This is a genomic window from Pseudomonas sp. Z1-29 (assembly GCF_051131995.1).
GTDB lineage: Bacteria > Pseudomonadota > Gammaproteobacteria > Pseudomonadales > Pseudomonadaceae > Aquipseudomonas.
Genome location: NZ_CP071645.1, coordinates 2,046,418 through 2,063,819 on the forward strand (window position 1 = coordinate 2,046,418; position 17,402 = coordinate 2,063,819).

General features: G+C 62.0%; 11 protein-coding genes. 6 read left to right on the forward strand and 5 right to left on the reverse strand.

Features of this window, described 5'->3' with window-relative positions; genetic code table 11:
* Positions 1 to 61: 61 nt before the first annotated feature.
* On the forward strand, positions 62 to 403 hold the full coding sequence (locus J3P84_RS09460; RefSeq protein WP_434572947.1) for a YggL family protein: 342 nt from the start codon (positions 62 to 64) through the stop codon (positions 401 to 403).
* Positions 404 to 569: 166 nt separating this feature from the next.
* Here J3P84_RS09460 and J3P84_RS09465 read toward each other — a convergent pair whose 3' ends face one another.
* Positions 570 to 1,760 carry a benzoate/H(+) symporter BenE family transporter gene (locus J3P84_RS09465; protein ID WP_434629638.1) on the reverse strand — a complete coding sequence of 397 codons (1,191 nt, stop codon included), beginning with the start codon at positions 1,758 to 1,760 and terminating at the stop codon, positions 570 to 572.
* A gap of 242 nt (positions 1,761 to 2,002) precedes the next feature.
* Here J3P84_RS09465 and J3P84_RS09470 point away from each other — a divergent pair, with 242 nt between their 5' ends.
* The gene (locus J3P84_RS09470) at positions 2,003 to 2,767 is read left to right on the forward strand and encodes a GntR family transcriptional regulator (protein WP_434629641.1); all 765 of its coding nucleotides are present in this window, start codon (positions 2,003 to 2,005) and stop codon (positions 2,765 to 2,767) included.
* A gap of 184 nt (positions 2,768 to 2,951) precedes the next feature.
* Here J3P84_RS09470 and guaD read toward each other — a convergent pair whose 3' ends face one another.
* The 4 genes from guaD to xdhA form a co-directional block, all read right to left on the reverse strand.
* Positions 2,952 to 4,256 (reverse strand): guanine deaminase, encoded by a 1,305-nt coding sequence (guaD, locus tag J3P84_RS09475; protein ID WP_434629644.1) that lies wholly within the window; start codon positions 4,254 to 4,256, stop codon positions 2,952 to 2,954.
* 20 nt (positions 4,257 to 4,276) lie between these two features.
* Positions 4,277 to 5,113, reverse strand: coding sequence for a xanthine dehydrogenase accessory protein XdhC (gene xdhC, locus J3P84_RS09480; RefSeq protein WP_434629647.1), 837 nt, complete (start codon positions 5,111 to 5,113; stop codon positions 4,277 to 4,279).
* Between the two features lie 122 nt (positions 5,114 to 5,235).
* Positions 5,236 to 7,635 carry a xanthine dehydrogenase molybdopterin binding subunit gene (gene xdhB / locus J3P84_RS09485; RefSeq protein WP_434629650.1) on the reverse strand — a complete coding sequence of 800 codons (2,400 nt, stop codon included), beginning with the start codon at positions 7,633 to 7,635 and terminating at the stop codon, positions 5,236 to 5,238.
* A complete protein-coding gene (gene xdhA / locus J3P84_RS09490; protein ID WP_434629653.1) occupies positions 7,628 to 9,082 on the reverse strand; it encodes a xanthine dehydrogenase small subunit in 1,455 nt (484 codons plus the stop codon). The genes xdhB and xdhA overlap by 8 nt, the downstream gene beginning before the upstream one ends.
* 368 nt (positions 9,083 to 9,450) lie before the next feature.
* On the opposite strand from xdhA, the gene J3P84_RS09495 reads away from it, so the two are divergent.
* From J3P84_RS09495 to ligA, 4 genes are all read left to right on the forward strand, one after another.
* Positions 9,451 to 10,110 (forward strand): GntR family transcriptional regulator, encoded by a 660-nt coding sequence (locus J3P84_RS09495; RefSeq protein ID WP_305499923.1) that lies wholly within the window; start codon positions 9,451 to 9,453, stop codon positions 10,108 to 10,110.
* 1 nt (position 10,111) lies between these two features.
* Positions 10,112 to 13,600 (forward strand): chromosome segregation protein SMC, encoded by a 3,489-nt coding sequence (gene smc / locus J3P84_RS09500; RefSeq protein ID WP_434629656.1) that lies wholly within the window; start codon positions 10,112 to 10,114, stop codon positions 13,598 to 13,600.
* A 257-nt stretch (positions 13,601 to 13,857) separates the two neighbouring features.
* Positions 13,858 to 14,709 (forward strand): cell division protein ZipA, encoded by an 852-nt coding sequence (gene zipA / locus J3P84_RS09505; protein WP_434572960.1) that lies wholly within the window; start codon positions 13,858 to 13,860, stop codon positions 14,707 to 14,709.
* A 133-nt stretch (positions 14,710 to 14,842) separates the two neighbouring features.
* Positions 14,843 to 17,200 (forward strand): NAD-dependent DNA ligase LigA, encoded by a 2,358-nt coding sequence (ligA, locus tag J3P84_RS09510; RefSeq protein ID WP_434629659.1) that lies wholly within the window; start codon positions 14,843 to 14,845, stop codon positions 17,198 to 17,200.
* The last annotated feature ends 202 nt before the right edge of the window (positions 17,201 to 17,402 follow it).

Sequence of the window (17,402 nt, forward strand, 5' to 3'; positions counted from 1 at the left end):
GGGCAATCGACGCACCAAACTGGTAAAGTGCCGGCCGTTATTACTTATGAGGATTGTTCCAATGGCGACTAACCGTTCCCAGCGTCTGCGCAAAAAGCTGTGCGTGGATGAATTTCAAGAGCTGGGTTTCGAACTGAACCTGGATTTCAAAGAAGATCTGGCCGATGAGGCTATTGACGCTTTCCTCGACGCTTTCCTGAAAGAAGCCATGGAAGCCAATGGCCTGGGCTATGTCGGCGGTGACGACTATGGTCTGGTCTGCCTGCAGAAGCGTGGCTCGGTGACCGAAGAGCAGCGCGCTGCCGTTGAAGCCTGGCTCAAGGCCCGTCCTGAGCTGACCAGTGTTGAAGTCAGCCCGCTGATGGATGTCTGGTATCCGGAAAAGCCGATCAACAAGGCTTGATGGTCTGAAAAAAACCGGCAACCCGTTTGGGTGCCGGTTTTTTTGTGCCTGTCGGTTGGGTAATTGTTGTCCTTCAGGTCGCTTTCGCGAGCAGGCTCGCTCCCACCGGGGATGTGTGAACACCGACCCAATGTGGGAGCGAGCCTGCTCGCGAAGCTTTCAAGATTCAGGCATTCCGCCAGTTCAGGATGAGCAAGGTCACCACCCCCGCGACAATCCCCCAGAACGCCGAGCCGATGGAAAACAGCGTCAACCCCGACGCCGTGACCATGAAGGTGATCAACGCCGCTTCCCGTTCCTTCGCTTCGCTCATGGCGATGCTCAGGCCATTGATGATCGAGCCGAACAGCGCCAATGCCGCGATGGACAGCACCAACTCCTTGGGCAGCGCAGCGAACAGCGCCGCCAGCGTTGCGCCGAAAACCCCGGCAAAGCCGTAGAAAATCCCGCACCAGACGGCCGCCGTGTAGCGCTTGTCGCGATCTTCATGGGCATGTGGCCCGGTGCAGATCGCCGCGCTGATGGCGGCGAGGTTGATACCATGGGAACCGAATGGGGCCAGCAACAGCGACGCAACGCCGGTGCTGGTGATCAATGGCGAGGCCGGTACGTTGTAGCCGTCGGCGCGCAGCACGGCGATGCCAGGCATGTTCTGCGAGGTCATCGCCACCACGAACAGCGGGATACCGATGCTGATGGTGGCCCCCAGGGAAAATTCTGGCGTGGTCCAGACCGGTGTCGCCACTTCCAGGGCGAAACCGCTGAAGTCGAGAAGTCCGAGCAAGCCCGACAGGGCAGTGCCGACCAGCAGCGCGGCCAATACCGCATAGCGGGGCGACAGGCGCTTGACGATCAGATAGGTAAAGAACATCCCCAGCACCAGGCCGGTGCGATGTTGCGCGGCGACAAATATTTCGCTGCCGATCTTGAACAGGATTCCCGCCAGCAGCGCGGCCGCCAGCGAAGCCGGAATGCGTTTGACCAGGCGCTCGAAGCTGCCGGTCAGGCCACAGATCGTCACCAGCACCGCACAGGTGATGTACGCGCCGATGGCTTCGCCATAACTCACGCCGCCCAGGCTGGTGATCAGCAAGGCTGCGCCGGGTGTTGACCAGGCGATGGTGATTGGCGTGCGGTAGCGCAGCGACAAGCCGATGGAGCACACCGCCATGCCGATGGAGATGGCCCAGATCCATGATGAAATCTGCCCGCTGGTCAGCCCCGCCGCCTGCCCGGCCTGGAACATCAGTACCAGTGAGCTGGTGTAGCCGGTCATCATGGCGATGAAACCGGCGACGATGGCCGAGGGCGAGGTATCGGCCAGGGGGCGAAGTGGCGCGGTGCTGATTTCGGTCATGGTGAGCGGTTGTCCTTGTTGTAGATTGGCTGGACTGGCGGAGCCACGGATTGCCGGATCAAGCCTAAACTCAACGCAGTTGTCGATTGCAATACAGCCATGCCCGCAAAGAGCCGTACAGTCGTGTTGCCATCAGAGGTTGTGTACAATCGCCGTGTTTATTACGCGATACTTGCCAGCGACCCGCTGTGCCGTATTACAGTCACGGTTAAATCGCCGCAGTTCTCCCGACTCGAGTGCCCATGAACGAACAGTTGCAACCCCTCAAGAAACAACCGCGAGCAGGCAAAGCCGGCCGCAGCGGAACCCAGGACGATATTGTCTACGCGCACATTTTCGAGGCCATCCTCGCACAGCGTCTGGCGCCTGGTACGAAGTTGAGTGAAGAGGCGCTTGGGGAGATTTTCGGGGTGAGTCGCACCATCATTCGTCGCGCGCTGTCGCGCCTGGCTCATGAAGGCGTGGTGCTGCTGCGCCCGAATCGCGGTGCGGTGGTCGCCAGCCCAAGTGTCGAAGAGGCACGCCAGGTGTTCTTTGCCCGGCGCATGGTGGAGAAGGCAATCACTGAGCTGGCGGTACAGCACGCCAGCGCCGAACAGCTTGCCGAGCTGCGGCAGATGGTCAGCGACGAGCGCGACAGTTTTTCCCGGGGGGACCGTGGCGCCGGTATCCGGTTGTCGGGCGAGTTCCACCTCAAGCTGGCCGAGGCGGCAAAAAACGCGCCGCTGATCAGCTTCCAGCGCAGCCTGGTATCACAGACTTCATTGATCATCGCCCAGTACGAAAGCGGTAACCGTTCCCACTGTTCCTATGACGAACACACCCAGCTGATCGACGCCATCGAGGCCCGTGACGCAGCCCTGGCGGTGAACCTGATGATGCATCACATGGATCACATCGACAGCAAGCTCAACCTCGACGAAGAAAGCGCGTCGGACGATTTGCATGCAGTGTTCTCGCATCTGTTGCAGAGCAAGAAGCCGGGGCGGTCGACGGCCAAGCTCTGATTGAGTTGAGTCAGCGATGCCGAGGCGCGCCCTTCGCGAGCAGGCTCGCTCCCACAGTGGATTTGTGTTGGTCACACTGACCCTGGACTGTCTCCAGAAAGTTGGACACCAATCTGGCTTCTGGGGTCAGGCAACCCTGTGGGAGCGAGCCTGCTCGCGAAAGCGGTCTGGCAGGCGCTGAAAGTTAGCGCTGGTGCACCAACCGGCCTGCCGCATAAGTCTGCGCCACCGTCCGGTCATCCCCCAGGGTCATCAGTACGAACAACCGCTCGGCCATGTCCTTGGCCTGCTTCAGGCGATAGCTCAACAGCGGCGTGGCGTTGTAGTCCAGCACCAGGAAGTCCGCGTCCGTGCCCGGCTGCAACGTGCCGATCCGGTCTTCCAGGCGCAAGGCCCGGGCGCCGCCGAGGGTGGCCAGGTACAGCGATTTGAACGGGCTCAGTCGCGCACCTTGCAACTGCATGACCTTGTAGGCTTCGTTCAGGGTTTGCAGCAGCGAAAAACTGGTTCCGCCGCCCACGTCGGTGCCAAGGCCCACATTGACTTTGTGCTTCTCGGCCATCGGCAGGTTGAACAGGCCGCTGCCCAGGAACAGGTTCGAGGTCGGGCAGAACGCGATGGCCGAACCGGTTTGTGCCAGGCGTGCGCATTCTTCGTCGCACAGATGCACGCCATGGGCAAACACCGAGCGCTCGCCGAGCAATTGGTAGTGGTCGTAGACGTCCAGGTAGCCTTTGCGCTCGGGGAACAGCTCCTTGACCCATTGCACTTCCTGCAGGTTCTCGCTGATGTGCGTCTGCATGTACAGGTCCGGGTATTCGCCGAGTAACTGGCCGGCCAGGGTCAGCTGCTCCGGTGTGCTGGTCGGCGCGAAGCGCGGGGTCACGGCGTAATGCAGGCGACCCTTGCCATGCCAGCGTTCGATCAGCGCCTTGCTCTCGGTGTAGCTGGATTCGGCGGTGTCGACCAGGTAGTCCGGCGCGTTGCGGTCCATCATGACCTTGCCGGCGATCATCCGCAGGTCGAGTTTCTCGGCAACCTCAAAAAAAGCGTTCACCGATTGCGGGTGCACACTGCCGAATACCAGGGCTGTGGTGGTGCCGTTGCGCAGCAGTTCCTTGACGAAAATGTCCGCCACCGCCTCGGCGTGGGCCGGGTCGGCGAACTGGCTTTCGCAGGGGAACGTGTAGGTGTTGAGCCAATCCAGCAACTGCTCGCCATAGGCGCCCACCATGCCGGTCTGCGGCAGGTGGATATGGGTGTCGATGAAGCCGGGAGTGATCAGGGTGTCCTGGTAGTGCGTGATCTCGATATCCGCCGGAAGGGTCGGCAACAAATCGCTGGCGTGGCCGATAGCGCTGATCAGGCCATTTTCAACTACCAGCAGGCCATCCTCGAAATACTCATAGGACGCCTCGATACCGACTTCGGCCGGGTCGGCGAGGCTGTGGAGCAGGGCGGCGCGGTAGGCTTTGCGTGTCAGGGGCATGGGAATTCTCGATAACAGGGTTAACGCTGGTTGCGGCGCGAGACCGGCAGCAACCTGGCAATGGGTTCGGCGCGGGAGGTGTGCTGGCCGAAATCCGCGTTATAGGTGGCGATGATTTCGCCGGCGATGGAGATGGCGATTTCAACGGGCAGCTTGCCTTTGACTTCGCCGATGCCCATCGGGCAGCGCATGCGTTGCAGGGCGCCACTGTCGAAGCCGCGATCACGCAGGCGATGTTCGAACTTGACGCGTTTGGTCTTCGAGCCGATCAGGCCGAAGTAGGCGAAGTCGTTGCGCTTGAGGATCGCGGCGCTCAGTTCCAGGTCGAGCTGGTGGTTGTGGGTCATGACGATGCAGTAGCTGCCGGCGGGCAGTTCGTCGACTTCGTCCAGCGGGTCTTCAGTCACGATTTTCTGTACGCCGTGGGGCAACTGCTCAGGAAATTCCGATTCCCGCGAGTCGATCCAGCGCACCCGGCAAGGCAGGCTCGCCAGTAGCGGCACCAGGGCGCGGCCGACATGACCGGCACCGAACACGGCAATTCGCGCCTGGACCTGGCCCATGGGTTCGAACAGCAACACGGTAACGCCACCGCAGCACTGGCCCAGGCTGGCGCCGAGGCTGAAGCGCTCGAGATGGGTGTTCTGCTGGCCGCTGGCAAGCATCTGCCGGGCAATCTCCATCGCCTTGTATTCCAGATGACCGCCGCCAATGGTGTCGAATGTCTGGCGGGCGCTGATGACCATCTTCGAGCCGGCGTTGCGCGGGGTGGAGCCGAGCTCCTCGATGATCGTCACCAGCACGCAGGGTTCGCCGCGGGTTTGCAGGTCGGCGAGGGCGCTGATCCAGTTGTACATATTCACCTCGACATCTTTGTTGTCTGTTCCGGCCTCATCGCGAGCAAGCTCGCTCCCACATTGGATCGGTGTTCACAAATCCCTTGTGGGAGCGAGCCTGCTCGCGAAGGCCGCGTCGCGGTCTAAAGCGGAGCCAGCTCAGCCTCGGCTGCCGCAGGCTTCACAGCCTTTGACTGGCGCATCTGCTCACATCCCCACAACACCCGCTCCGGCGTCGCCGGCGCGTCGATTCTCGGTTGCTGCCGATAATCCCCCAGGCTCGCCACGGCGTCCTTGATGGCGCACCACGCGGCGATGCCGAGCATGAACGGCGGCTCGCCCACGGCCTTGGAATGGAACACCGTGTCTTCGGGGTTCTTGCGGTTTTCCACCAGTCGCACCCGCAGGTCCAACGGCATGTCGGCCACGGCCGGGATCTTGTAGCTGGCCGGGCCATTGGTCATCAGCTTGCCCTTGTCGTTCCACACCAGTTCTTCCATGGTCAGCCAGCCCATGCCCTGGATGAAACCGCCCTCGACCTGGCCGATATCGATGGCCGGGTTCAGCGAGGCGCCAACGTCGTGGAGGATGTCGGTGCGCAGCATCTTGTATTCGCCGGTGAGGGTGTCGACGATCACCTCGGCACACGCGGCGCCGAAGGCGTAGTAATAGAACGGCCGGCCACGGGCCTGGCTGCGGTCGTAGTAGATTTTCGGGGTCTTGTAGAAGCCGGTGCTCGACAGCGAGACCTGTGCGAAGTAGGCCTGTTGTACCAGCGCTTCGAAGGTCAGGATGTGATCGCGCACCCGCACGTGGCCGTTGTGGAATTCCACGTCTTCTTCGCTGACCTTGTATTGCCGCGCGGCGAATTCCACCAGGCGTTGCTTGATGGTTTCGGCGGCATTCTGCGCGGCCTTGCCGTTCAGGTCAGCGCCGCTGGACGCGGCGGTGGGCGATGTGTTCGGGACCTTGTCGGTATTGGTCGCGGTGATCTGCACGCGGTCCATTTCCACCTGGAACACCTCGGCCACCACTTGGGCGACTTTGGTATTGAGCCCCTGGCCCATTTCCGTGCCGCCGTGGTTCAGGTGGATGCTGCCGTCGGTGTAGACGTGGATCAGAGCCCCGGCCTGGTTGAGGAAACTGGCGGTGAAGGAAATGCCGAACTTCACCGGCGTCAGCGCCAGGCCTTTCTTGAGGATCGGGCTGCCTGCGTTGTAGCGGCGGATCGCTTCGCGGCGCTCGGCGTACTGGCTGCTTTCCTCCAGTTCAGCGGTCATTTCCTCGAGCATGTTGTGCTCGACGGTCTGGTAGTAGTGCGTGACGTTGCGCTCGGTCTTGCCGTAGTAGTTGACCTTGCGCACCGCCAGCGGGTCGAGCCCCAGGTGCCGGGCGATGGCATCCATCACCTCTTCGATGGCGACCATGCCTTGGGGCCCGCCGAAACCACGGTAAGCGGTGTTCGACGCGGTGTTGGTCTTGCAGCGATGGCCGTTGATGGTCGCATCGCCCAGGTAGTAGGCATTGTCGGCATGGAACATCGCCCGGTCGACAATCGAGGCCGACAGGTCCGGCGAGCAACCGCAGTTGCCGGCCAGTTCCAGGGCGATGCCATGCAGGCGCCCGATGTCGTCGAAGCCAACGTCGTATTCGATATAGAAAGGATGGCGCTTGCCGGTCATCAGCATGTCCTCCACCCGGGGCAGGCGCATCTTGGTCGGCTGGCCGGTGAGATGCGCGATGACGGCGCACAGGCAGGCCGGGCTGGCGGCCTGGGTTTCCTTGCCGCCAAAGCCGCCGCCCATGCGGCGCATGTCCACCACGACCTTGTTCATCGACACGCCCAACACTTCGGCCACCAGCTTCTGCACTTCGGTGGGGTTCTGGGTCGAGCAGTAGACGATCATGCCGCCGTCTTCGGTGGGCATCACCGAGGAAATCTGGGTCTCCAGGTAAAAGTGTTCCTGGCCGCCGATGTGCAGCGAGCCTTGGATGCGATGTTCGGCGGTGGCCAGCGCCGTGGCCGAATCGCCGCGCTGGTGGGTGTGACTGTCGAGCACGAAGTGCCGCTTGCGCAGCGCCTCGACCACATCCAGCACCGGTTCGAGGTCTTCATATTCAATGATCGCGGCCATGGCTGCCTGGCGTGCGGTCTCCAGATCCCTGGCCGCCACGGCGAGTACCGGTTGGCCGACGAACTGCACGTCATCGATCGCCAGCAGCGGGTCGCCGGGCAACAACGGGCCAATGTCCTTCAGGCCTGGTATGTCCTGATGGGTAATGGCGATGCGCACCCCTTCGAAGGCGTAGCAGGGCGTGGTGTCGATACGCAGGATTCGCGCATGGGCGCGATCCGACAGCCGGGCATAGACGTGCAACTGGTTGGGAAATTCCAGCCGGTCATCGATGTACTGGGCTTCGCCGGACACGTGTTTGGCAGCGCTGTCATGCTTGACACTGCGGCCCACGCCCGTGGTCAGGTCGCGGGCGAACAGCTCGGCCAGTTCGGCCTGGGTCTTCTCTACGGCGTGATGGTTAGACATAAGCGGTCACCCGAGTCTCGATGTGCGGCGTTTGCAGCTCGATGAAGTATTTGCGCAGCAGGTTGCGAGCGCTGAGCAGACGGTATTCCTTGCTGGCGCGGAAGTCCGACAGCGGCGTGAAATCCTCGGCCAAGGCCGCGCAGGCGCGTTCGAGGGTGCTGTCGTTCCACGGCGCGCCGATCAGTGCGGCTTCACAGTGCCTGGCACGCTTGGGTGTTGCCGCCATGCCGCCGAAGGCGACACGCGCGTCCCCCACCAGACCGTTTTCAATATGCAGGTTGAACGCCGCGCACACTGCGGAAATGTCATCGTCCAGGCGCTTGGAAACCTTGTAGGCGCGGAACGTCTGTTCGGCGCTGGCTCGGGGCACGATGATCTTTTCGATAAATTCGCTTTCCTGGCGGGCGGTTACCCGGTAGTCGATGAAATAGTCTTCCAGGGCCAGGGTGCGGCGGGTCTGGCCCTTGCACAGCACGATCTGCGCGCCGAGGGCGATCAGCAGGGGCGGGGAGTCGCCGATGGGCGAGGCGTTGCCGATGTTGCCGCCCAACGTGCCCTGGTTGCGGATCTGTAGCGAGGCGAAACGCTGCAGCAGTTCGCCGAAATCCGGGTATTCGGCTTTTAATGCCTCGTAGCAATCGGAAAGCGCGGTGGCGGCGCCGATCTCCAAACGGTCTTCAAAACGCTCGATGCGCTTGAGTTCGGCGACGTTTCCTACGTAGATCATCACCGGCAGGGTGCGGTGGAACTGCGTGACTTCCAAGGCCAGATCGGTGCCGCCCGCCAGTAGCCGCGCCTGCGGATAGGCGTCGTAGAGGTCGGCCAGGTCGGCCACGGTCAGCGGCACCAGGCAACGCTTGTCACCGCTGTTGAGCTCTCCGGTTTCGGTCGGGGCGATAGCTTTCAGGCGGGCGATGGTCTGGGCTTCGCGGGCGTCGAACTGGTCCGGTTGTTTGCCGCAGCAGGCCTGGTCGGCCGCCGCCAGGATCGGCCGGTAGCCGGTGCAGCGGCACAGGTTGCCGGCCAAGGCTTCGTGGGCCTTGTGGGCGTCGGGTTGTTCGCTGTTCTTTTGCAGGGCGAACAGTGACATCACGAAGCCCGGGGTGCAGAAACCGCATTGCGAGCCGTGGCAGTCGACCATCGCCTGCTGGACGCTGTGCAACTGGCCATTGTGCTTGAGGTCTTCGACGCTGATCAGTTGCTTGCCGTGCAGCGACGAGACGAAGGTCAGGCACGAATTGAGGCTGCGGTAGCGGATGCGCTCGCTACCGTTCGCGTCCGTTTCCAGTTCGCCCACCACCACGGTGCATGCACCACAGTCGCCGCTGGCGCAGCCTTCCTTGGTGCCGGGTTTGCCTACATGCTCGCGCAGGTAGTTGAGCACGGTCAGGTTCGGGTCCAGGGCGTGCTCGCTACGGAGTTCCTGGTTGAGTAAAAACTGGATCACGGAAGGCCTCGCAGATTCATTATTGTTGTATCGACGTGGGCTGAATTTAGCAGTTCTGACTTTTCGGTCAACGATTTTCTGACTTAAAGGTCAAGAAAAGCTGTTTTGTCGATACACAATGACCTATGGACACTGTAGAGCCCTGTGGGAGCGAGCTTGCTCGCGATGACGGCGTTACATTCAGTATGGATGCAAGCTGACAGACCGCTATCGCGAGCAAGCTCGCTCCCACAGTTTTTTGTTTCGGTACAAACTCCTGAAGTTTTTGCTTATATCGTGCCAAAAACCCGGTGCAGGCCCTGCGCCATGACGTATCGAGTGCGCTACACTGCGCCGCTTGTGCAGATCGAAGAGTTTGAAGGACAACCATGACGTTCAAGGCCCCGGACAGCCTCGCCGAGCAAATCGCCCATTACCTCGCCGAACGCATCATTCGCGGCGAAATGAAACCGGGAGAGCGCATCCAGGAGCAAAAGGTCACACTGGCGCTCAATGTCAGTCGCGGCTCGGTCCGCGAGGCCTTGCTGATCCTCGAACGGCGTCACCTGATCGCCATCCTGCCGCGCCGTGGCGCCCACGTCACCGAGCTTACCGAGCACAAGGTGCGCAGCCTGTGCGCCTTGATGAGCGAGCTCTACATCCTGCTGGGCAACGCGGTGGCTCATGGCTGGAAGGAACAGGCCGACATGGCCCCGTTCGTGGCGATCCAGCAACGCCTCCAGCAAGCTTACGAGCGCCAGGACATCCGCACTTTCGTCGATGAAAGCTTCAGCGTGATGCGCGCGGCCTATCCGTTTGCCGACAATCCGTATCTGCAAGAGACCGTCGAGAACCTGCAACCGGCGATGAGTCGCGCCTACTTCCTGGCACTTGAGCAGCGCAAGGCTGAAATGAGCGAATTCCTCGACCTGTTCCAGCGTCTGCTTGTAGCGGTGCTGGCCCGCGATCTGCCGCAGATCCGCATCGTGCTGACGGCCTATGCCCAGCGCAGTTGCGATCTGGTGGTTTCGGCCCTGACGGCGGCCTGACGTGCGGCTCAAGTGCATCAAGCTGGCGGGGTTCAAATCCTTCGTCGACCCGACCACGGTGAACTTCCCCAGTAACATGGCGGCGGTGGTCGGGCCCAATGGCTGCGGCAAGTCGAACATCATCGACGCCGTGCGCTGGGTGATGGGCGAAAGCTCGGCCAAGAACCTGCGCGGCGAATCGATGACCGACGTCATCTTCAACGGCTCCACCAGTCGCAAACCGGTGAGCCAGGCCAGTATCGAGCTGGTGTTCGATAACTCCGACGGCACTTTGATCGGTGAATACGCGGCCTACGCGGAAATCTCCATTCGTCGCAAAGTGACCCGCGACAGCCAGAACAGCTATTTCCTCAACGGCACCAAATGCCGTCGCCGCGACATCACTGACATCTTCCTCGGCACCGGCCTGGGCCCGCGCAGCTACTCGATCATCGAGCAGGGCATGATCTCCAAGCTGATCGAGGCCAAGCCGGAAGACCTGCGTAATTTCATCGAGGAAGCCGCCGGCATCTCCAAGTACAAGGAGCGGCGCCGGGAAACCGAAAACCGCATCCGCCGTACCCACGAGAACCTTGCGCGCCTGACCGACTTGCGCGAGGAGCTCGAACGTCAGCTCGAACGACTGCATCGCCAGGCCGAGGCCGCCAAGAAGTATCAGGAATACAAGGGCGAGGAGCGCCAGCTCAAGGCCCAGCTTTCAGCGTTGCGCTGGCAGGCGTTGAACGAACAGGTCGGCCAGCGAGAGGCGATCATCGGCAACCAGGAAGTCAGTTTCGAAGCACTGGTGGCCGAGCAGCGCAATGCCGATGCCGCCATCGAGCGCCTGCGCGACGGGCACCACGAACTGTCCGAGCGCTTCAATCTGGTGCAGGGACGCTTCTATTCGGTGGGTGGCGACATTGCCCGGGTCGAACAGAGTATCCAGCACGGCCAACAGCGTTTGCGCCAGTTGCAGGACGATTTGAAGGAAGCCGAGCGCGCGCGCCTGGAAACCGAATCCCACCTGGGCCACGACCGCACCTTGTTGCTGACCCTTGGTGAAGAGCTGGACCGTCTTGTGCCGGAACAGGAAATCACCAGCGCCGCCGCCGAAGAGGCCGCGGCAGCCCTGGAAGAAGCCGAGCTGACCATGCACGGCTGGCAGGAGCAGTGGGACAGTTTCAACCTGACTTCCGCCGAACCGCGGCGCCAGGCCGAGGTGCAGCAGTCGCGCATCCAGCAGCTCGAAACCAGCATGGAACGTTTGGCTGAACGGCAACGGCGCCTGGCTGAAGAGCGGGCGTTGCTCGCTGCGGATCCGGAAGACGCGGCGATCCTCGACCTGAGCGAGCAGCTCGCCACCAGCGAAGCGACCCTGGAAGATTTGCAGGCCAGCGAAGACGCCCAGGTCGAGCGGCTGGAACAACTGCGCCAAGCCTTGCAACTGGCCTTGCAGAACCAGCAGCAGGCCCAGGGCGAACTGCAACGCCTCAACGGCCGCCTGGCCTCGCTGGAAGCGTTGCAACAGGCCGCGCTGGACCCAGGCACCGGCACGGCCGAGTGGTTGCGCGACCAGCATCTGGCCGAGCGCCCGCGTCTGGCCGAGGGGTTGAAAGTCGACGCGGGCTGGGAGCTGGCGGTGGAAACCGTGCTGGGCGCCGACCTGCAAGCGGTGCTGGTGGATGATTTCGCCGGCTTCGATCTCTCGGGGTTTGCCCAAGGCGATTTGCGCCTGCTCAGTCCGGCTGGCGATGGCGTGCGGATCCCTGGAAGTCTGCTGGACAAAGTCGAGGCCCAGGTTGACTTGTCGCCCTGGTTGGGTCAGGTCAAACCCGTGGATAGCCTGCAGCAGGCGCTGGCCTTGCGTGGTCAATTGGCCGCCGGCGAGAGCCTGATCAGTCGTGACGGGTACTGGGTCGGCCGGCATTTCCTGCGGGTGCGCCGGGCCGGCGAGGCCGAAAGCGGCATGCTCGCCCGTGGCCAGGAAATCCAGCGTCTGGTCGCCGAGCGCGAAGAGCGCGAGGCCAGCGTCGAAGCCCTGGAAACCGAATTGCAGAACCTGCGGGCGCAACAGCGCCAGCAGGAAAACGGTCGCGAACACCTGCGCCGCTTGTTGCAGGACGAGGCGCGCCAGCAGGGCGAACTCAAGGCGCAGCTGTCCGCCGGCAAGGCCAAGGTTGAACAACTGGCCCTGCGGCGCACCCGTCTCGATGAAGAAATGGCCGAGTTGGGCGAACAGCGAGCGCTGGAGCACGAACAGATCGGCGAGGCGCGCCTGCAATTGCAGGAAGCCCTCGACGCCATGGCGCTGGACACCGAACAACGCGAATTGCTCCTGGCCCAGCGTGACAGCCTGCGCGAACGCCTCGATCGGGTGCGCCAGGAAGCGCGCCAACACAAGGATCATGCCCATCAGCTGGCAGTGCGCCTGGGCTCGCTCCAGGCCCAATACGATTCCACGCGCCAGGCGCTGGAACGTTTGGAAATGCAATCCGAACGCCTCACCGAAAAGCGCGAACAGCTGAGCCTCAACCTGGAGGAGGGCGAGGCGCCGCTGGAGGAGCTGCGGCTGAAACTCGAGGAATTGCTCGACAAACGCATGAGTGTCGACGAAGAACTGAAGACCGCGCAGATCGCGCTGGAGGACGCCGACCGCGAACTGCGCGACGCGGAGAAGCGCCGCAGCCAGGCCGAGCAGCAATCCCAGCTGATTCGCGGCCAGATGGAGCAGCAGCGCATGGAATGGCAGGCCCTGACGGTCCGCCGCAAAGCCTTGCAGGACCAGTTGCTGGAGGACGGCTACGACCTCAACGGAGTGCTCGCCACCCTCGTGGCAGGTGCCAACGAGAAAGAGGCCGAGGAAGAACTCGAACGCATTGCCGCGCGCATCCAGCGCCTGGGCGCGATCAACCTGGCCGCCATCGACGAGTATCAGCAGCAGTCCGAGCGCAAGCGTTACCTCGACGCCCAGAACGATGACCTGGTGGAGGCGCTGGAGACCTTGGAAAACGTCATTCGCAAGATCGACAAGGAAACCCGCAATCGCTTCAAGGATACCTTTGATCAGATCAACGGCGGTTTGCAGGCACTTTTCCCGAAAGTTTTCGGCGGCGGCAGTGCCTATTTGGAACTGACGGGCGAAGATCTACTCGATACTGGGGTGACAATCATGGCGCGTCCTCCCGGCAAGAAGAACAGCACCATTCATTTACTTTCCGGTGGCGAAAAGGCCCTGACCGCATTGGCCCTGGTTTTTGCCATTTTCAAGTTGAATCCGGCGCCGTTCTGCATGCTCGACGAAGTCGATGCGCCACTGGACGACGCCAACGTGGGCCGTTACGCACGTCTGGTAAAGGAAATGTCTGAAACGGTGCAGTTCATCTACATCACCCATAACAAAATCGCCATGGAAATGGCCGATCAGTTGATGGGCGTCACCATGCATGAGCCGGGTTGCTCGCGACTGGTGGCGGTGGATGTGGAAGAGGCCATGGCGATGGTTGATGCGTAAAGCATGTCTGTAGGCGCTTTGCGTAGGGCGTTGTAGGCCTTTTTACCCTTTTGGCTTGTCACTCAATTCACAGATTGGGCATAAGCCAATGCGACAGACGGTGTAAAGTTGTCTTTGGTCGTGCTAGTTTAATGTCAATTTTTCGTGTGCGTGGGCAAAACGCCATTCAGAACATAGAGTTGGCGCCACGTTTTAAAGCGGTTTGCAAATAGCTAAGCCCCTTATTTATCAGCATTTTTATAGAGGCACGGGATTACATGGAAATCGGTCTGCGCGAGTGGCTGATCGTCATCGGCATCATTGTCATTGCCGGTATTCTTTTCGACGGCTGGCGTCGCATGCGCGGCGGCAAGGGGAAACTCAAGTTTCGCCTGGATCGCAGCCTGTCGAACCTGCCGGATGAAGATGACAGTGCCGAACTGCTGGGCCCGCCCCGGGTGCTGGATACCCACAAGGAGCCGCAGCTGGACGAACACGACCTGCCGTCCATGAGCGCGCCGGCGCGCGAGCCACGTGAGTCGGGCTCCAAGCGCGGCAAGCGCAACAGTGAGCCGTCCCAGGGCGACCTGAACCTGAACCTCGACCTCGATGGCGGTCCAGGCTTCAGCAGCCGTGACGGTGATTTCCCGGACGAGAGCAAGGCCTCCGGTTCCAACGGTGACAAGGACCAGGCCCAGGCTGAAGAAGTGCTGGTGATCAGTGTGATCTGCCGCGATCCAGCCGGCTTCAAGGGCCCGGCGTTGCTGCAGAACATCCTCGAAAGTGGCCTGCGTTTCGGCGAAATGGATATTTTCCATCGCCACGAAAGCATGGCAGGCAATGGCGAGGTGCTGTTTTCCATGGCCAACGCCGTCAAGCCAGGCGTGTTCGATCTGGACGACATCGATCATTTCAGTACCCCGGCGGTGAGCTTCTTCCTTGGGCTGCCAGGCCCGCGCCATCCAAAACAGGCTTTCGATGTGATGGTGGCCGCGGCTCGCAAGCTGGCCCAGGAACTCAATGGTGAATTGAAGGATGACCAGCGCAGCGTGCTGACCGCCCAGACCATCGAGCATTACCGCCAGCGCATCGTCGAGTTCGAGCGCCGGGCATTGACCCAGAAACGCTGAAGTCGCCAGAGTCTTTATGGCTAGGGCTTTATGTGGCGAGGGAGCTTGCTCCCGCTGGAGGGCGAAGCCCTCCCAGAAAGTCTTGAAAAAATGAGCAGCCCAGGCTGCTCTTTTGCTTTATGAGAGAACACCCATGAACGCCGTCGAAACCCGCATCCTGGAGCTGCGCTCCGAGCTGGACCAGCATAACTATCGCTACCACGTCCTTGACGAACCGACCATCCCGGACGCCGAGTACGATCGCCTGTTCCACGAACTCAAGGCCCTGGAAGAGCAGCATCCGGAGCTGGTGACCAGCGATTCCCCGACCCAACGGGTCGGCAGCGTGGCGCTGTCGGCGTTCAGCCAGGTGCGTCATGAAATCCCGATGCTCAGCCTGGGCAACGCCTTCGATGAAAACACCATGCGTGACTTCGACCGCCGGGTGACGGAAGGCCTGGACTTGCCCACGGGCGATTTGCTCGGCGCTGGCGCGGCGGTGGAGTACAGCTGCGAACCGAAACTCGATGGTCTGGCCGTCAGCCTGTTGTATCAGGACGGCATGCTGGTGCGCGGGGCGACGCGCGGTGACGGAACCACGGGCGAGGACATCAGTGTCAACGTGCGCACCGTGCGCAATATTCCTCTCAAGCTGCAGGGCAGCGGCTGGCCACCGGTGTTGGAAGTGCGTGGCGAGGTGTACATGTCCAAGGCCGGTTTCGAGCGTCTCAACGCTACGCAACTGGAGGTGGGCGGCAAGACCTTCGCCAACCCGCGCAACGCCGCGGCGGGCAGCTTGCGCCAGCTGGATTCGAGGATCACCGCCAACCGTCCCCTGGAGTTCTGCTGCTATGGTATCGGCCAGGTGACCTCGGACATCGCCGATACCCACATCGGCAACCTCAAGCAGCTCAAGGCCTGGGGCATGCCCGTCAGCCGCGAGCTGAAGCTGGCCCACGGTATCGACGAATGCCTGGACTACTACCGCGACATCGGCGAACGGCGCAATTCGCTGCCCTACGAAATCGACGGCGTGGTGTTCAAGGTCAACAGCATCGCCTCGCAGCGCGAGCTGGGTTTCCGGGCACGGGAGCCGCGCTGGGCCATCGCGCATAAATTCCCCGCCAGCGAAGAACTCACCGAGTTGCTGGACGTGGAGTTCCAGGTCGGCCGCACCGGCGCCGTCACCCCCGTGGCGCGGCTCAAACCGGTCAAGGTGGCTGGCGTGACCGTGGCCAACGCCACGCTGCACAACATGGACGAAGTGGCGCGGCTGGGCTTGATGATCGGCGATACGGTGATCATTCGCCGCGCCGGTGACGTCATTCCGCAGGTGGTGCAAGTCGTCACCGAGCGTCGTCCGGACAACGCCCGGGCGGTGCAGGTGCCTGAGCAGTGTCCGGTCTGCGGTTCCCATGTCGAGCGCACGCAGCTGATCAAACGCAGCAAGGGCCGCGAAACCGTCAGCGAAGGCGCGGTGTACCGCTGCGTCGGTCGGCTGGCCTGCGGCGCGCAACTCAAGCAGGCGATCATCCACTTTGTCTCGCGCCGGGCGATGGACATCGAAGGCCTGGGTGAAAAAAGCGTCGAGCAGTTAGTGGATGAAGGTCTGGTGGGCTCGCCAGCCGATCTCTACGCGCTGACGTTCGAGCAAGTGGTCGATCTGGAAGGTTTCGCCGAGTTGTCGAGCAGGAACCTGCTGGCGGCTATCGTCGACAGCAAGAAGCCGAGCCTGGCGCGCTTCATCTATGCCCTCGGCATTCCGGACGTGGGCGAGGAAACCGCCAAGGTCCTGGCCCGCTCCCTCGGTTCGCTGGAGCGCGTGCAGGCGGCCTTGCCCCAAGTGCTGACGTACTTGCCGGATGTCGGCCTGGAAGTCGCTCATGAGATCCACAGCTTTTTTGAGGATCCGCACAATCGCCAGGTCATCAAGGATTTGCTGCGTCATGGCCTGGAGATTCAGGACCAGGGCGAACTCGGCGCCGAGTTTTCCGCCAGCACCGCCCTGGGCGGCTTCCTCGACAAGCTGCACATCCCTTCGGTCGGACCGGGCGGGGCGCAAAAACTGGCGGACAAATTCGGCTCCCTCGAAGCGGTCATGAATGCCGACTGGCTGGACATGCGCCAGGCATTGCCGGAAAAGCAGGCCAACGCCGTGCGGGAGTACTTCGCCAGCGCCGCCAGCCGCGAGCTGGCCGTGGCCGCAGAGCAGCAATTGCGCGATTTCGGCATGCACTGGCAGAGCGAGAAAAAAGTCGTCGAGGGTTTGCCTGAAGCGGGGCATACCTGGGTGCTGACCGGCTCGCTGGAATTGATGAGTCGCGACGTCGCCAAGGACAAGCTGGAAAGCCTCGGCGCCAAGGTGGCCGGTTCCGTGTCGGCAAAGACCCATTGCGTGGTGGCCGGGCCGGGCGCCGGTTCGAAGTTGGCCAAGGCCAATGAGCTGGGGCTCAAGGTGCTCGACGAACAAGCCTTCGTCGATTTCTTGAAGGGGCATGGCATCACAGTGTGAGTGGGCGCCCGGCTTTTGTGGTGAGGGGATTTATCCCCGCTGGGCTGCGCAGCAGCCCTGGACCTGTCGCTTTGTGTGTCAGGTGGATAGTGTCCAGCTTCTTTGGGGCCGCTGCGCGACCCAGCGGGGATAAATCCCCTCGCCACGATTATCCGGTGCCAGCAGTACATGGCGTGGGAACGATCATGCACGCAGGGTGATC